The following is a 16080-nucleotide window of genomic DNA, read 5'->3' as shown; positions in this document are numbered from 1 at the left end:
AAACAATGGAGGTTATTATGAAAGCCAAGAAAGCGAAAGTCGTTAGCTCGATGATGGCGGTTCTGCTGGTAGGAAGTTTAGCAGCGGGTTGTACATCTAACAGCAGTACAGGAAGTACAGGAACTGAAGCACCTAAAGCATCCGATCAGCCGAAGACGGAAGGGAAAAAGGAAGATCGTTCTTTGCGGATGATGTCCGCTGTAATTGGCGGTAAAACACCGGAAGAGAACGTCCTGTTTGAGAAGGAAATCGAACGCTTGACAGGCATCAAAGCTAAGCTGGAAAAGCCTGCTTCCGATTACAATCAGAAGCTGATGGCAGCCGTTTCCTCCGGCGAGAAATACGACCTTCTTCAAGTGAGCAAAGAGCTAATGAACACGTTGACTGAGCAAGGTATTCTAATGCCTTTAACGGATCAAGTGAAAGGGTCAAAAACGCTTCAAGATCCTGAAGTTTTGCCAACATCGGAGTGGGATCAAGTTAAAACGAAGGACGGCAAAATCTACGGCGTTTTCAGTAAATTCCAAGGTGGAACCATGCCGATCGTTCGTGCTGACTGGCTCAAGAAGCTTAATCTGCCTGAGCCCAAAACGTTTGATGACTACTACAAGGTCATGAAAGCATTCACGGAGCAAGATCCTGATGGCAATGGGAAAAAAGATACATACGGCTTAAGTACTGCTGGCATGTATGAATTGCAAGGTTTCTTCAGTGGAGCCGGCTTGAAACAACGTTATGTGGAGAAGGACGGGAAGCTGGACGTTCCTTATTCAACAGATGCGGCCATTCCGGTATATGAATGGTTGAACAAGTTGTACAAAGAGGGCATTCTGGACCCTAACTTTGCTACGAATGATACGGGTAAAATGCGGAATCTATTCCTTGCAGACCGTGTCGGGATGATTACTTACTGGGATGCTTGGGTAGGCATGCTGAACAATACAAGAAAAATTGCCGATGCCAATACAGCTTTTGAAGCAAAAGGTCTTCCAGGGGTAGCGGGAGCTGACGGTAAATATATGCTTCGCCGTGGAGATCCGGATGTTTGGGTAATTCCGGTTAATGCGCAAAATCCAAAAACAGCCTTTGAATTCATTGAATGGTGGCACTCCAAAGAAGGCATTGTTCTGGGCAGCATGGGTATCAAAGATACGGATTACACAGAAAATGGCGGAAAATACGAGCTTACACAAGCAGGTAAAGATCATGCTATGGATCACGGCGTACCTTTCTGGTACAACAAAAAGTTTCCGAATCCATTCGGTTTACTTCCAGGCGTAAAAGAAGCGCAAGACCTTGTTATGAAAAATGCAACACTGGAGCTGACGCCACCGAAATGGGCGGATGCTGAGAAAATTATTAATGAATATTCCTTCAAAGCGATTCTTGGTGAAATGCCGGCAGCCGATGCGGTGAAGAAAATGCGTGAACAGTTAAAAGCAGCGAAATTGATCGACTAGTTTGTATGGACAGGGGAGTATGCTTAACATACTCCCCTTACAATTAACGGCCAGGTGGTGACTTTGTTTGAAAGTTTTATGGAGATTCAAAGCCCTGTACTTGATGATGCTTCCAATCACGGCTTATTTTCTTGTGTTCTCTTACTATCCGCTGGTTCGCGGCTTTATCATTTCTTTCCAAGAGTTCCGCTTGATTGGAAACCGGCCGTTTATCGGATTTGATAACTATATTACGGTGCTTAAGGATCATGCTTTCTGGGAGATGCTGCAAAATACGCTCCTGTTAGGTGGAGGCATGTTGGTGATCGGCTTTATTATGCCAATCTTGCTTGCGCTATCGCTCAATGAGATTCTTCAGGCATGGTTTAAAAAAGTGGTTCAGATGATTGTTTACATCCCCCATTTGTTCTCATGGGTTGTCGTGGGCGGCATGTGGATTCTTATGCTTTCTCCGGACACAGGTATTGTGAATGGGATCCTCAAACTGGTGGGCGCGGAAAGACCGATTGCTTTCATGTCTAGTGCGGAGTCAGCCCGCTGGGTCATGGTGCTTACTTCCGTGTGGAAAGAGATGGGCTTTATCTGCATCCTATATCTAGCGACGATTGTAGCGATCAATCCGGCGTTATATGAAGCTGCCCGAATGGATGGGGCGAACCGCTGGCAATTGGTTCGTTATGTGACATTGCCATCGCTGGTGTCAACGATGAAAGTTGTTATTATGCTGAATGTGCTTAGTATTCTGCGTATTTTCGATCAAATCATCGTTATGCGCAATGGTGCCATTGCCAAGAAAGTCGATGTCATCATGATGTACACGTATCAAAAAGGGATTCTGGAATTCAAAGTCGGTTTAGCAACATCAGCAGGATTTTTAGTGATTTTCGCGACATTGCTCATTACGTTTGTGACCAGAGCGATCATTCGCTATGACGAGGGGTGAAGGGATCTCCATGAAAACAAACAAACTGCCTACGAGCTGGGGAAGCCGGTTATTCGATGGGGTTAATCTATTATTTTTATTCATTCTACTAGCTACCATGCTTATTCCGCTATTGAATACATTCGCGCTGGCCTTTTCATCCAATTTTGCATCGATGCAGCCAGGCATTATTTTATATCCGAAAGAATTCAGTGTCCAGGGCTTTACGACGGTTTGGAATCGCATGCAGTTGTATACACCGTTCTTGAATAACGTGATCGTTACGCTTGTCGGGACAGTTTGTCATGTGCTGCTGTGCTCGATGGCTGGTTATGTATTGATCCAAAAAGGGTTGCCCGGGAAAAAGTTAATGGTTTCTGCCATTCTCCTTACGATGACGATTCCAGGCGAAGCGATCATGATCCCCGTTTATGTGGTGAACAAAGAGCTTGGCTTGTTAAATTCTTTAACGGCCTTGATTATGTCGGGGTTAGTTTCTGGCTTCAGTATTTTACTTATGCGTAATTTCTTTCTATCTGTCCCTGTGGAAATGTCGGAGTCTGCGACGATGGACGGGGCAGGAGCATTCCGTATATTCTTCACCATGTACATCCCATTAGCTGCTGCAGGACTTGCAACGGTGACGCTTTTCGAATTCGTTAGCCGTTGGAACCAGTTTACGCCAGCGCTATTATTTATTAGCGATCATGCGAAATATACGCTGCAAATCGCTTTGAAATCCTTAATTGTGGATACCGATTCCACATCCAGTAATTTTATTGTCACTACGAATGTTAGGATGGCAGGGATTGTGATTGCGCTTCTCCCTCTCATCATTATTTATCCTTATGTGCAGAAATATTTCGTCAAAGGCATCTTGGTTGGAGCCAACAAAGAATAATCTTTATGGAAAAGGAGCGTGGAGTTCGTCATGCTGCAGCCTAATCGAAGAAAACAAGTTACAACTTACCGCAGAGAAATTCATCACTTTGAGCAAAGTACGTATGTGGAAGTTCCTTTCGAAATGCCTGAACAGGTGGAAGAGGTTCATGTGCAATTTGTCGTTCAATCCCACGGTGAAGCAAAGCCTGTCATTGATCTTGGCGTTAGAGACAGCCATAAAGTGCGAGGCTGGAGCGGAGGTGCGCGTTCCGAGTTTGTGATCGGACTGGAGAAGGCGACTCCCGGCTATCTGCCAGGCGAACTGCAACCCGGTGATTGGGCCGTTATTCATAATGCCTATAAGGTTCCTGCAGAAGGCTGTGAAGTTACGATCACGATCACGTTCTATTTTCATACAGCGCGCTGGCTCAAAGGCGATCTGCACACGCATAGTGTAAACAGCGATGGCACTTATACATTAGAGGAAAATGCGGCGATCATGGAGCAGCTAGGCTGTGATTTCATTGCCATGACGGATCATAATGCGGTTAGCCAAAATTATTCGTATCCCCGCAATACGCCTGTCGTCATGATCCCAGGCATGGAGTTCACGACCAATTTTGGACATAGTAATTTTCTAGGTGTTCTAGAGCCGATTGATGATTTTCGGGTAAAGAATCAAGAGGATGTCAACCTTCGAATCGCAACGGCACGTGAGCGCGGGGCGAAGATCGTCCTTAACCATCCCCATTGCGATTATTGTCCGTGGGAGTGGGATTTCGATACGGATCACGACTGGTGGGAGGTTTGGAATGGCCCTTGGACAGCTCGCAATGAGCGAGCGTTAGCTTGGTGGCAGGAGCAACTCGCATCAGGCAGAAAGCTTGTCGCAACTGGCGGCAGCGATGTGCACCGTCCTGAGCGTTATGTCAAACATGCGATGCCTTGTACGTGGGTTTATGCCGAAACGAAAACAGTAAATGGCATTCTTCAAGGGATAGATAAAGGTCACGTTGTGATTAGTTATTCACCGGATGGCCCCTTCGGGCAACTAACTTGTGGTGCCTACATGACGGGAGATACGGTATCAGAGGACGTGTCTGACCATGTGTTGGTCAAGATTGAGCACATGCGTGAAGGTGATCAAATTAAACTCATTAGTGAACATGGCGTAGAGTTAACGGAAGTTTGCTCATCGACTGGATCATGGGAGCTTGTGACCCAGCAAAAGGGCAGGGCGTTTTACCGCGTTGAAGTATGGCGTCATTTTGAGGAATACGACTTGACGTTAATGGCGATGTTAACAAATCCAATCTATTTTCAGAGGTGAATTCAGATGACATATACCGTAATGACATTTAACTTAAGATACAATAATCCGGGAGATGGACTTAACGCTTGGCCGAACCGCATTGATCGGGTTGCCGAAATGATTCATTCGCATGCCCCGCTCGTTGTAGGAACACAGGAAGGCTATTACGAGATGCTGAACGATTTGCAACCGAAATTAGCTGAATATGCGTGGATTGGACAAGGGCGATTTGGTGCCCATGAGAATGAACATTGTGCTATTTTCTACAAGAAAGAGGAACTGGAGCTTCTGCAGCATGGGCAGTTTTGGCTGTCCATAACGCCGGAAGTGACCGCTTCGATCTCGTGGAACAGCGGCTTTCCGCGCGTCTGCACATGGGCTATTTTCGAGCATAAGGAAGCTGGGGAGCGCTTTATCGTATATAACACGCATTTTGATCATCAAAGTCAACAAGCTAGAGATCTCGGCACCAAAGTGATCTGGGACTACATTGCCGCGCATCACAAGGAACATGCTCTTCCCGTGATCTTAATGGGAGATTTCAATAGTCGCCCAGCTGATCTACCGATTCGTTTCCTTCGTGGAGAAGTCGATCTGGCAGGCGAACAATCCTGGCTGAAAGATGCCTATACCCAGCTCCCTGGTCCGATTGGATGGACAGCACATGACTTTCAAGGCGGCGAGGCGGGGGAACCTATCGATTATATTTTTGTATCGCCAGATGTGGAAGTTGTTCGAGCTCTTGTAGATCGCAGAGAAATTGGCGGGGGCTATCCGTCCGATCATTATCCGGTCATTGCTCAGATTAACCTCTAACAAGATCATCTAGATTTGCAGTCAGAAGGAGACAGAGGAATGACACTTGAGAAGATTTATGTCGTCTTTAAAACGCATTTTGATATTGGTTTTACGGGATTAGTATCAGACGTCGTTGGGCGTTATCGCACCGAGATGCTGAAGGATGTTATAGAAATTTGTGATCAAACACATACGAATGATGAGCATGAAAAATACGTTTGGACCATGTCAGCTTGGCCGCTGCTTCAATCCTTGAAAGGCAGTCATGAGGAAGAGAAGCAGAAGGCTTTGGCCTATCTGGAGAATCGACAGTTGATTTGGCATAAGCTGCCTTATACGACACATACGGAATTTTGCGGATTAGAGGAATGGATTCGGGGGATGTATGTATCGGAAGGTCTTACCAACCTCTACGGATACGATCCGAAGGACGCCAAAATGACAGATGTGCCAGGTCATACGTGGGTAGTGCCATCTTTGCTGAAAAAAGCAGGGGTGGAGTTTCTGCATCTCGGCTGCAATCCGGCCACAACACCGCCTGACGTTCCCCCAGTCTTTTATTGGGAAGGTCCGGACGGCGAACGTTTGCTGACGTTTTATTCCAAAGGGTCATACGGGACAGGCATTTTGCCGCCGGAAGAGTGGACACATCCCGTGTGGCTCGCGATGATTCAGACGAGTGATAATCATGGGCCGCATGACGCAAGTATTATCGAAGAGATGAAAGCCTCCATTCGTGAAAGCGGTTCAACCGCTGAGCTGCATATCGGCAGCTTGGGCGACTTCGCAGCGGATTTCTTAGCGCGAAATCCGGAATTGCCGATTATTCGAGGCGATATGGCCGATTCTTGGATTCATGGGGTTGGAACTGCGCCGCGTGAGGTGGCACGAGTAAGAGCGCTTAGAAGCCAAGTTACAGCAGTGGAAAGCGCGGTAGCTGTGAATCATTTTACGGGTGCAAAGCATGCGTCCGAACAGACAGTGAAAGCCTTAATCGACGAAAGCTACGAGCACACGCTGCTGTTTGGCGAGCATACTTGGGGCATGGATTGCAAGACCTTCCTTTTTCCCAGAGTCGCGTACGATAAGAAATCATTCCTGCAGTTAAAGCAGAGTGAACGCTATCAACAGATGGAACAATCATGGGCTGAACAGGTTGACTACTTGAATAAAGCGGAAAGCTCCTTGCAAGAGGCAAAAGCTGTCTTGACTAGCCAGCAGTTGGCAGGCAATCAGGATGCTAAAATTCTCCGTGTCCATTCTAATTTAGGCTGGAGCCGTACCGCCAAGACATGGATTCAAGAGAGTGATCTGCCTGCTGACGATGAAGTGTTGATCGATTCAGAAACGAGTGAAGTGATTGCTTTACAGCTATGCGAGGGCGGAGCTGAAGCTCAGATTTCTGACTTGCCGGCGCTTGGTTATAAGACGCTGTATTATGCGAAGAAAGACGATCAAACTCCAATTGCTGAATGTAAAGGGCAAGCGCGAGCTTATTTCACGGAGACGCAGGCAGTTATCGAAAATCCTTTTATTATGGTAAAAGTAGATCGAAATACGGGCTGGATACAAAGCCTCTGGGATAAGAAGCTGCGCAAGGAATGGATTGATGATCGCGCGGAGACGGGTTTTGGTCAGTATAAGTACGATATTTACTCCAGTAAAGAGATCACGCGCTATTTGAAGAAATATGCGTATCGTTTCTATGATTGGGGCGTACATGACTTTGGTAAAACGGATTATCCAGAACAGCAGAAAAGGCTTACGTTCACTACCCATGCTGCGGATATTCAAATATGGGAAAAAGACGGCTCAGTAGGACTTACTTGTAAAGCAGCCACAGACGCTGAAACTACAGCTGAGTACGGCAATGCGAGTTCAATTGAATGGACATTCTCATTGGCCGAGAATTCGCCATATTTGGATGTTGCCTACAAGCTGCATGCTAAACAGGAAACCCCGCTGGCAGAATCAGGACATATCGTCTTCCCTCTGAAGCTGGAGCGGCCGCAGTTCAGTATCAATAAGCTGGGCTCAGTCGTGAATCCGCTCACGGATACGATTCGTTCCTCAAGCCTACTACTTCACTGTTGTGAGAATTTTGTGGACATTTCCAACGGATTCGCTGGTATGGCGATTATTCCGCTCGATTCGCCGCTCTTTTTTATCGGGAAAAATGGCATGTGGGATTTCGAGCATGACTACAAGCCGGAGAAACCAGAGCTGCATTTCAATATCTTCAACAATTGGTGGGGGACGAATTTCCCGCAATGGAGCGGCGGCGACTTGAACTATCGCTATCGTTTGGTGCCGCACGCTGGTGATTGGCGCGAGGGCGAAGTTTGGAAAGTCGCACAGGAAACGATGACGCAAACCGTTACGACTTCAGCGCTTGCGGGTGAGCACATTACCACCCAAGACATGCTTCCAGCGGGGCTGGATGGGATGGCTGTTAGCTGCTGGAAAGTTGCCGAAAATGGGGATGGCTGCATCCTGCGGATTCGCGAGTGCACAGGCGTTCAAAGAGTAGTTGAGATTGTTCTCCCTGAGCAGGTCAAAGAAGTTCGCATGACGAACCTGCTAGAACGCGATCAAGAAAACATACCATTGAACAACAATCGTCTTCGACTAGTTACGAAACCTTTTGAGGTTCATACTTTTAGAATTATCAATTAATTGCTATTCTCACGTTTACAGCGCGGCGGTTCTTATCGTATGATAAAACCATTATGGATTGTCAGCGATAGGAATGTTTATTGAGAGGGGCAAGGAATGAAACCGACCATCTACGATGTTGCCCAAGCCGCCGGGGTGTCCATCGCTACTGTATCCAAAGTCATTAACGCCACGGGCCGAATTAGCGATAAGACGCGGAAGCACGTGCATAGCGTTATGGAGCAGCTGAAATACCAGCCAAGTATGGTAGCGGCAGCGTTAACGGGCAAAAGCACTTACACAATCGGACTCACGCTCCCCGATTTGGCGAATCCTTTCTTCGCCGAAATTGCCCGGTCTGTGGAGGATCGGGGTCATGAGCATGGTTTTAGCGTGTTTATTTGCAACACCGATAACAATCCAGACAAAGAAGTGAAATATTTATCTCTGCTCTCGCAAAAGCGGGTAGACGGAATCATCTCCGCAACCCGGATTCAGAATGATCTGTTTTTAAAAAAGCTGATCCAACAAAACATCCCGATAGCGTTAATTACGAGCGAAATGCCCACTCTTGCCGTAGACACGGTCATGGTTGACGACTACCTTGGTGGTTTCCAAGCAGGCAATCATCTCGCAGAGCTAGGTCATAAGCGAATTGCCATTCTCGCAGAGGATATGGATAATATGAGTAACCGAGAGCGGATTCGAGGCTGTAAGCAAGCTTTAAGCCAAGCCGGTTTGCATGCCACGGAGCGGCTGATTGCGACAGGAGGATTTTCAGTAGAGACCGGCCAACAGGCAATGTCCCAGCTGCTTCAGCTGGCAGACAGGCCTTCGGCTGTGTTCGCATGCAACGATTTGCTTGCCATCGGCGCTATTCGCGCGGCTAGAGAGGCGGGAATGCAGCTGCCGAGTGAGCTATCGGTTGTCGGCTTCGACAATACGATTCTAGCAACTTTGATTGATCCGCCTCTCACCACCATCGCTCAACCTATTCAAGACATTGGGCGCAGGGCAGTTGATCTGCTTGTACAGGAGATTAAAGGAGAGAAAGTACTTAAGCAGCGGGTTGTTTTGTTACCGGAGCTTGTTTTACGCAATTCATCTGCGTCTTATCATTAGCATTAGACCGTTATACCTGCCGAATAAGGTTCGAAAAGGTAGAGCGGTCTACTTTTTGGTGTTAGGTAAAGCGCTATCCCTTTTTTGGCCAACGGAAGACCAGTTGCTAGCTCGTCGATCTCCGCGATGCCAGTAGGTTCGTGCGTCGTATTAAGGGTAATGCTATGGAATGAGCACCTGTCCCTAAAAGGGGGCTAGGTGCTATTTATTTAGAAGGAGGATGTAGGATGAAAACTTTGTTGATTGCAGAAGGAACCGTGACACCGAGCTGTTCGAAAAGCCATATTACTTATACTCTTCATCTGTCACAAGATTGCCATGAGCTTCATGTAGAGTTCGCATATGATCCTAAAAAGCTGGAGGATGAGGAACATGCTGAGGCATTGATTCGACAAGGGCTTAACCAATACATACTAGAAGAACATAGAGCTTCTTACAATTGGCGGGAGTTTCTGCCTTTGCAAAACTTAATGACACTATCCTTCGATGATGAACATGGTTTTCGAGGCGCCGGACATCGCCATGATCCTGTCCAGCACCTTACGGTTACTCCTACAGCGGCATCTCCCGGATTTATGCCTGGTGTCTTCCCAAGGGGGCAGTTGAAGATCATGATTAATATTCATTGTGTTGTAACCGAGGAATGTCGCTATCGCTTGCAGGTATGGGATGGAGGTGCAGACGCATGATGCAATGGCTGCCATTTGAGCTTCACTGCCATACCTTTCACAGTGATGGCAAGCAGTCCCTATTAGAGCTGGCTAAAGCAGCCAAAAAATTAGGTCTGAGAGGAGTTGCGCTAACGGATCATAACACGATGACAGGTCTCACGAATCGTGATGAAGTTGTGGCCGCAACGGGGGTCGAAGTTATCCCGGGGTTGGAATGGACCACTTTCTTCGGTCACATGCTCACACTCGGATTGTCCGAGTATGTCGATTGGCGAAACTTAAGCCCGTTCCATATCCACAGAGGCATAGAGGGTGTCCATCGACAAGGCGGGCTTGTTGGACTAGCGCATCCCTTTCGTGTCGGCAGTCCAATGTGCACGGGATGTTATTGGGAGTTCGAGGTCTCGGACTGGAACGAGATCGATTATATCGAGGTATGGTCGGGATTATTTCCATCGATTCGCAGAAATAATGCACGCGCATTCGGGATGTGGACGGATCTGCTTAATCAGGGCCATCGGATAGCAGCGACCAGCGGCAGAGATTGGCACGTATCCGATCCAGTTACAGAGCCGATCTCGGCAACCTATTTAGGTCTTCGCGATTCTGTTATGGCCAGCTCAGGCGTTGTCGTAGCTGCTCTTGATGCTTTGAAGCGCGGAGCGGTCGCTGTATCTATGGGGCCGCTGCCACAGCTCCGCGTTAGCCAAGCTGGGAGCGAGTCGGCTACTATCGGCGATAGGATTCAATTAAAGCCGGGTGTGCCGATGGAAATCACAGTTAGTGTCGATTTTCATGCGCGAGAGGGCTACTGGGAGCTTCCAGATCATCCGTTAGAGATGAAACTGATGAGTAATAAGGGGGAGCTTGCCTCGCTTAAGCTGACGAGAGAGCAATCTCAAATCACCACGGAGCTCAATTTGACGGGTGTACAGTGGATGAGAGCCGAGATGTATGGTATTTTTTGCAGGGTCAGTACGTTAATTGGGTTTACGAATGCCATCTATTTGACCGAGGAATAGAGTTGACGTGCGAGAACAGCAATGACAAATAGTAATAAAGAAAACCTCCCAAACCACAGTAGAGTGGGATTGGAGGTTTTTTACTTGTTCCTCATGACCTGCGTCAGGTTAAGGAGATGGGTTCTTCCAAAATGGACTTCAAGGGTTGTCCTTCTTTGTAGTACAAGTGAGGGGACAATAGAATAAAAAAGATATGAACATCACCATAGCCATTCGCGGCAAGCAGGTTATTCATTTCTTGCGCAATGCGGTCGTGCATTTCCTGATCTCTTGGAAACATGAGAATTTCCAGCGATTGCGGAGAATTGCTTAGCTGTTCAACCAGCAGAAGCTCGATTTTGACCTTTTGCTGCAGAACGCCAGTTATCTTCGAAAACTCCTGAATGACGCTAGTCGAGATCGAAGATACGAAGTCTTTCTGAAATCCTTTGAAACGGAGAAACGGCATGCTGATTCCTTCTTTGCATAGTTGTTAGCGAATTTAATCATTCTATTGAAAACTAAACATAAAAACAAAACCTATTTTAGATGAAATCATTCTCAGATCTCGATAGGTCGTGTGAACGATCTTGTACACTTAATCGTATTATAGATGTTCAGATAAGTTTAGGAAAGTAATTGCTGAATGAAAAAAATTGGAAGCCCGGAGGTAATCCTATGAGGGACGTCCATTGCTGACATAAAAGAAGGACGTTTTCTGATCGGAAATAGATGGTGTTTCATTTCTTATGAAAATCATAAGGATGTCGTGGTCCTTGAATTAGAGGGACATGAATTTGGCAAAGTTGTCTTTCAGATCGATCATCCGGAAGAAATCAAACAGCGTATTATGGAGCAAACTGTGAAATCATAATTGGTGTCATAAGGTGAAAAAAGGAGAGAGTCCAAAGGAATAGCTATTCCTTGAACTCTCTTTTTAGTAAGTAAGCCTGTTATAAGGTATTAATAATGTCTAGCAGTTATGTAGCGAGTACTCCAGTAACCAGTGTTTAAAGACGAAATTACAACGCCGGAGCTCTTCGTATTACTTATGAAATTACCATTTCCAACATAAATCCCTACATGATCGATCTGGCCAGGCCTGCTAACGCTGAACATGACGAGGTCGCCGATAGCTAATTGGCCCTTGCTGGGAACTCTTGAACCGAAACTTGTTTGGGCTTTGGAGCCCCATGGGATATTTACGCCATTTTTCTTAAATACAAATTGTGTAAATGCGGAGCAATCAAAGACTAGGTGAGCAGGATCTTTCGTACCAAAACGGTAAGTGACTCTGCCGATATATGATTTTGCTGTATTCACAAATTTATGACCGTTCGTGGCATAAATTTCTTGTGCCGATGCAGAAGCAGGCATTGACACCCCAACCGTCGAAAATAGTACGGAAAGCGCTACCGTGGTAGATATAACTAATTTTTTCAAATGTGATGACACATCCTTATTCCAAATTTGGTAGTATAAAGTGTTTATGGGATAACTGTACCATAGAAAATCATGGTGGGCTTTAGTGGATTAATGGGTACGAAGGGTTTATTAACCATGGTAATTGTTGAGATCATAGTAGTAGAAAGAAGGATGAGAAACCCAATGATTCAATTTCAAAATGAAGCTGTTACCGTGTTTCAAAGCGCATTGTTTCAAACCACTTCGAGCGTCATTCAAACCAAAGAAATGATCATCATCGTGGATCCGAATTGGCTGCCGAATGAAATAGAGATCATCCAAAATTATGTAGAATCGATCAAAGGGGAGCGGGAGATTTATCTGCTTTTTACGCATGGAGATTTCGATCATATCATTGGCTATCAAGCGTTCCCAGGCGCCAAAACAATTGGAAGTTTGGGCCTCCACAATCATCCTAAGAAAGACTATAAATTAAAGCTTATCCGGGATTTTGACAACGAGAATTATGTGAGCAGGAACTATCCGATTCTATTTCCGAAGCTTGATATCGTGATTCAAGAGGATGGTCAGCAGGTTCAGCTAGGAGAAACCACATTGACATTCTATTTAGCGCCTGGACACACAGCAGATGGATTAATGACAGTAGTTGAACCCTTGGGGATTCTGATCGCGGGAGACTATTTATCAGATTTTGAATTGCCATTCATTTATGATAGCGCGAAAGCTTACAGTCAGACACTTGATAAAAGCAACAGGATACTCGAGAAGCATGATATTCAGCTATTAATTCCTGGACATGGCATAGCCACATCTGATCAAGGTGAAATGAAGAGACGTGTGGATCTGGCTGCTGGTTATCTAAAAAGGCTTCGTCAGTCCGTCATTGCGAACGATGAACCGGCATTAGAGGCGCTGAATCAGGAACATGCTTTCCAATCTAGCTTTACGGAAGAATGCCATAAGGATAACGTGAGTATTATGAAACGTGAGTATTTGTCGTTCAATAACCTTGACGATTAACTTTCTGGAAGTGGAGGAATCGATATGAGAACTGAAAAAGAGATGCTTGCACTCATCTTAGCTTTTGCAAAAGAAAGCGAATTCATTCGAGCGGTCATCATGAACGGTTCACGCGTCAATCCGAACGTTCCCCGGGATATTTTTCAGGATTATGACATCGTGTACGTGGTGACTTCGTTGCAATCATTTATTCATGATCGCAGCTGGATTGACCGCTTCGGGAAGCTTATCATCATGCAAACGCCGGATGACATGGGGGCGGTAGCTTCAGAATCTGTACATAAATTCGCATTTCTCATGCAATTTACTGACGGTAATCGGATCGATTTATCATTCTATGAATTAGACCAACTCTCATCTTGGAATAGAGACAGCTTGAGCGTACTCTTGCTGGACAAGGACGGAATAATCGCGCCATTTGATGAACCAAGCAACCGCGACTATCTAACGCCTCCTCCCACTGCAGCTCAATTTGCAGATTGCTGTAATGAGTTCTGGTGGGTGAGTACTTATATAGCGAAAGGGTTATGGCGGAGGGAGCTTGCCTATGCGAAATTCATGTATGAGCACCCGGTTCGGGATATGTTAATAAGGATGCTTCAATGGCATATTGGAATTAATACGGAATTTGCCGTTGACTCTGGGAAATGCGGCAAATATTTTGAGAGTTATCTTGAACCTGGACAGTGGTCGGCATTTGTTCAAACGTATCCTGATGGAGACTATGATCATATGTGGCAAGGACTTACTATCATGTGTGGGCTTTTCAGGGAAACTGCCATGGAAGCAGCTCGGTACTTTGGTTTTATTTATAACCTAGAGGAAGATGAGAAGGTTTCCGCGCATTTGGCACATGTGCGAAAACTTCCTACAAATGCGGAAGGTATCTATTAAAGATTAAAGTCGAATAGAGCGGAGGGTCGTCTATGAAAAAAGTTTGGTTAGACACCGATATCGGCGGAGACATTGATGACGCCTTATGCTTGGCGTATTTGCTTCGACAACCGGTGTGTGAATTGGTCGGTATATCGACTGTTGGCGGTGAGGTTGAGAAAAGAGCCATGATTGCAGACAGCATTTGCAGAGCGGCTGGCCGCCATGTTCCTATATTCGCTGGCGCGGACAGACAGCTCTTGCCTAGCGACCTGTATCCGACTCCTGGCGGGGCCGTCCATCTGTCACAGTTTCTACATGACACTCATTTTCGCAAATATCAAGCCGTAGATCACATGCGTAAGGCAATCAGAGAAAATCCCTACGAAATCTCTCTCGTTGCTATCGGACATTTAACGAATATTGCCATACTTTTCACACTTGACCCGGAAATTCCCATGCTGCTCAAAGAGTTGTATATCATGAGCGGCGTGTTTTCGGAGGCGTTGGAGCAAAGCTTGCATATGCCTCAAGATAATTGGAACGCATGGGTAGATCCCCATGCTGCGGCCATTGTGTACCATGCAAACGTCCAGCATATAAGGACGTTCGGACTTAACGTGACGACCAAGCTTGTCTTGGAAAAGCAGGAAAAAGAGGATCTTTTTCACACAGATGTGATGAAGGCGGTGGAGAGTTTCGGCTCCCCCTGGTTGGCGAATCATCCGATGACGTTCCATGATCCGCTCGTGGCTGCTTGCTTGTTTGAACCTGAGCTTTGTGACTATCAAAGAGGACACATTGAGGTTGATTTTATGCAAGAGAGGAAGCTTGGTACGATGAGCTTTCGTGAAAATGCGGATGGAAACCACGAAATAGCATCAACGGTCAATCGAGTGCGTTTTTTTGAGCATTATTTCTCTGTTGTGTGCAAATAGTCAAGTCGGGGGAGGGCGCAGTATGCATGAACTTGTGGGTCCGTGTACAATGTGCGGTAAACCAATTTATTGCCGGGGAGGGTTTCTGGACGGTGTTGTTATGGCGGACAAAAACCTCATTTGTTTGGATTGTTTGGAACTTTCGAAGCCGCGGGAGCAATGATAGGTAGACTATACGAAGGGATGAGCCTAAGAACCGTTTTTATCGCGGCTCTTAGGTTTTTTTTGTTCGCAGATTATTTATCAACTTTCCAGTTCCTGGTACCGTCCATATAATAGGATTAAGAGGATAGAACGAATGGGAGTGTTGTACAATGCCGTGGCCAATGGTGCATTTTAGTATCGCGGAGCAATTATGGAATCAGAGTCCTTCGTCAGAGTTTCTGCTTGGCAGCATTGCGCCAGATGCGATTCATATGAGGGAAGGTACTACTAGGCAGGACAAGGGTAGAACTCATCTATGTCGTGACGATGGGACTATGCCGAATCTAACGGATTTCGATAATTTCTATAGAAAGCATGGAAGAAGCGATGATCACAGCTTTACTCAGTTTATGTTGGGGTATGTTTCGCATATCTTTACTGATCTCAGATGGACGGAGACGGTATGGCAAGATTATGTGAAGAAAGCGAATGAGGGGTTTGTTGAGCAAAATGAAACATTAAAGGGTAGATACAATAAAGAGGTCTGCCAGATTGACTATCATTTGTATAAAAGTGAAAACTGGGCGGATCGCGTGCTTACTTCTCTGCTGCAGGCTAGAGCTTATTCCGTTCCGTCCCTCCTACAAGAAAACGAAGTCAAACAATATGGCGAGCATGTTGTAAGAAATTTGAGAGATACGTCCAAAGAACCTCGTATTGCATTATGCTACATAACGGACCAAATTGTAGCTGAGTTTATCGATCGAACTGTTGATGAACTTAAGGAGCTAGTTCGTGTTTGGGAGCGAGGAGTGAAACCAAATCGTATAAGAGATAAATAGGAGGAGGCAGCAAAG

General features: G+C 46.0%; 15 protein-coding genes. 13 read left to right on the top strand and 2 right to left on the bottom strand.

What is annotated here, in order from left to right; translation table 11 throughout:
• Nucleotides 1-17 precede the first annotated feature (17 nt).
• The 9 genes from AC58UW_RS10730 to AC58UW_RS10690 all read left to right on the top strand — a co-directional run bounded on the left by AC58UW_RS10730 (nucleotide 18) and on the right by AC58UW_RS10690 (nucleotide 10844).
• Nucleotides 18-1460 carry an extracellular solute-binding protein gene (locus AC58UW_RS10730; RefSeq protein WP_497420665.1) on the top strand — a complete coding sequence of 481 codons (1443 nt, stop codon included), beginning with the start codon at nucleotides 18-20 and terminating at the stop codon, nucleotides 1458-1460.
• A gap of 67 nt (nucleotides 1461-1527) precedes the next feature.
• On the top strand, nucleotides 1528-2403 hold the full coding sequence (locus AC58UW_RS10725; protein WP_497420664.1) for an ABC transporter permease subunit: 876 nt from the start codon (nucleotides 1528-1530) through the stop codon (nucleotides 2401-2403).
• A 10-nt stretch (nucleotides 2404-2413) separates the two neighbouring features.
• Complete coding sequence (locus tag AC58UW_RS10720) at nucleotides 2414-3283, top strand: carbohydrate ABC transporter permease (protein WP_497420663.1); 870 nt, start codon at nucleotides 2414-2416, stop codon at nucleotides 3281-3283.
• Nucleotides 3284-3301: 18 nt separating this feature from the next.
• The gene (locus tag AC58UW_RS10715; protein WP_497420662.1) at nucleotides 3302-4594 is read left to right on the top strand and encodes a CehA/McbA family metallohydrolase; all 1293 of its coding nucleotides are present in this window, start codon (nucleotides 3302-3304) and stop codon (nucleotides 4592-4594) included.
• 6 nt (nucleotides 4595-4600) lie between these two features.
• Nucleotides 4601-5392 (top strand): endonuclease/exonuclease/phosphatase family protein, encoded by a 792-nt coding sequence (locus AC58UW_RS10710; protein ID WP_497420661.1) that lies wholly within the window; start codon nucleotides 4601-4603, stop codon nucleotides 5390-5392.
• A gap of 39 nt (nucleotides 5393-5431) precedes the next feature.
• Nucleotides 5432-8050 (top strand): DUF5054 domain-containing protein, encoded by a 2619-nt coding sequence (locus AC58UW_RS10705; protein WP_497420660.1) that lies wholly within the window; start codon nucleotides 5432-5434, stop codon nucleotides 8048-8050.
• A 96-nt stretch (nucleotides 8051-8146) separates the two neighbouring features.
• Complete coding sequence (locus tag AC58UW_RS10700; RefSeq protein ID WP_497420659.1) at nucleotides 8147-9151, top strand: LacI family DNA-binding transcriptional regulator; 1005 nt, start codon at nucleotides 8147-8149, stop codon at nucleotides 9149-9151.
• 227 nt (nucleotides 9152-9378) lie between these two features.
• Entirely contained in the window at nucleotides 9379-9840 is a 462-nt protein-coding gene (locus tag AC58UW_RS10695; RefSeq protein WP_497420658.1) for a hypothetical protein, read from the top strand.
• A complete protein-coding gene (locus AC58UW_RS10690; protein WP_497420657.1) occupies nucleotides 9837-10844 on the top strand; it encodes a CehA/McbA family metallohydrolase in 1008 nt (335 codons plus the stop codon). The genes AC58UW_RS10695 and AC58UW_RS10690 overlap by 4 nt, the downstream gene beginning before the upstream one ends.
• Nucleotides 10845-10947: 103 nt before the next feature.
• Here AC58UW_RS10690 and AC58UW_RS10685 read toward each other — a convergent pair whose 3' ends face one another.
• Together AC58UW_RS10685 and AC58UW_RS10680 are read right to left on the bottom strand one after the other, a co-directional pair.
• Complete coding sequence (locus tag AC58UW_RS10685; RefSeq protein WP_497420656.1) at nucleotides 10948-11292, bottom strand: DUF1904 family protein; 345 nt, start codon at nucleotides 11290-11292, stop codon at nucleotides 10948-10950.
• 494 nt (nucleotides 11293-11786) lie between these two features.
• Nucleotides 11787-12200: a C40 family peptidase gene (locus tag AC58UW_RS10680; protein WP_497420655.1), complete on the bottom strand. Its 414-nt coding sequence runs from the start codon at nucleotides 12198-12200 to the stop codon at nucleotides 11787-11789.
• Between the two features lie 231 nt (nucleotides 12201-12431).
• On the opposite strand from AC58UW_RS10680, the gene AC58UW_RS10675 reads away from it, so the two are divergent.
• The 4 genes from AC58UW_RS10675 (at nucleotide 12432) to AC58UW_RS10660 (ending at nucleotide 16065) form a co-directional block, all read left to right on the top strand.
• Nucleotides 12432-13268 (top strand): MBL fold metallo-hydrolase, encoded by an 837-nt coding sequence (locus AC58UW_RS10675; RefSeq protein ID WP_497420654.1) that lies wholly within the window; start codon nucleotides 12432-12434, stop codon nucleotides 13266-13268.
• Between the two features lie 24 nt (nucleotides 13269-13292).
• Nucleotides 13293-14162, top strand: a complete 870-nt coding sequence (locus AC58UW_RS10670; RefSeq protein WP_497420653.1) for an aminoglycoside 6-adenylyltransferase — start codon at nucleotides 13293-13295, stop codon at nucleotides 14160-14162.
• A 32-nt stretch (nucleotides 14163-14194) separates the two neighbouring features.
• Complete coding sequence (locus AC58UW_RS10665; RefSeq protein ID WP_497420652.1) at nucleotides 14195-15079, top strand: nucleoside hydrolase; 885 nt, start codon at nucleotides 14195-14197, stop codon at nucleotides 15077-15079.
• A gap of 314 nt (nucleotides 15080-15393) precedes the next feature.
• Nucleotides 15394-16065, top strand: a complete 672-nt coding sequence (locus tag AC58UW_RS10660) for a zinc dependent phospholipase C family protein (RefSeq protein ID WP_497420651.1) — start codon at nucleotides 15394-15396, stop codon at nucleotides 16063-16065.
• Nucleotides 16066-16080: the final 15 nt, after the last annotated feature.

It is taken from the genome of Paenibacillus sp. J22R160 (assembly GCF_059692135.1).
The sequence above is the reverse complement of the archived record's forward strand: the minus strand, read 5'-3'. Positions and strand labels throughout refer to the sequence as shown.

What these genes read in the sequence shown, in the direction of transcription:
- AC58UW_RS10730 (WP_497420665.1), top strand. Translation starts at nt 18, where the DNA reads ATGAAAGCCAAGAAAGCGAAAGTCGTTAGCTCGATGATGGCGGTTCTG.
- AC58UW_RS10710 (WP_497420661.1), top strand. Translation starts at nt 4,601, where the DNA reads ATGACATATACCGTAATGACATTTAACTTAAGATACAATAATCCGGGA.
- AC58UW_RS10695 (WP_497420658.1), top strand. Translation starts at nt 9,379, where the DNA reads ATGAAAACTTTGTTGATTGCAGAAGGAACCGTGACACCGAGCTGTTCG.
- AC58UW_RS10660 (WP_497420651.1), top strand. Translation starts at nt 15,394, where the DNA reads ATGCCGTGGCCAATGGTGCATTTTAGTATCGCGGAGCAATTATGGAAT.
- AC58UW_RS10705 (WP_497420660.1), top strand. Translation starts at nt 5,432, where the DNA reads ATGACACTTGAGAAGATTTATGTCGTCTTTAAAACGCATTTTGATATT.
- AC58UW_RS10685 (WP_497420656.1), bottom strand. Translation starts at nt 11,292, where the DNA reads ATGCCGTTTCTCCGTTTCAAAGGATTTCAGAAAGACTTCGTATCTTCG.
- AC58UW_RS10675 (WP_497420654.1), top strand. Translation starts at nt 12,432, where the DNA reads ATGATTCAATTTCAAAATGAAGCTGTTACCGTGTTTCAAAGCGCATTG.
- AC58UW_RS10665 (WP_497420652.1), top strand. Translation starts at nt 14,195, where the DNA reads ATGAAAAAAGTTTGGTTAGACACCGATATCGGCGGAGACATTGATGAC.
- AC58UW_RS10680 (WP_497420655.1), bottom strand. Translation starts at nt 12,200, where the DNA reads ATGCCTGCTTCTGCATCGGCACAAGAAATTTATGCCACGAACGGTCAT.
- AC58UW_RS10670 (WP_497420653.1), top strand. Translation starts at nt 13,293, where the DNA reads ATGAGAACTGAAAAAGAGATGCTTGCACTCATCTTAGCTTTTGCAAAA.
- AC58UW_RS10690 (WP_497420657.1), top strand. Translation starts at nt 9,837, where the DNA reads ATGATGCAATGGCTGCCATTTGAGCTTCACTGCCATACCTTTCACAGT.
- AC58UW_RS10720 (WP_497420663.1), top strand. Translation starts at nt 2,414, where the DNA reads ATGAAAACAAACAAACTGCCTACGAGCTGGGGAAGCCGGTTATTCGAT.
- AC58UW_RS10700 (WP_497420659.1), top strand. Translation starts at nt 8,147, where the DNA reads ATGAAACCGACCATCTACGATGTTGCCCAAGCCGCCGGGGTGTCCATC.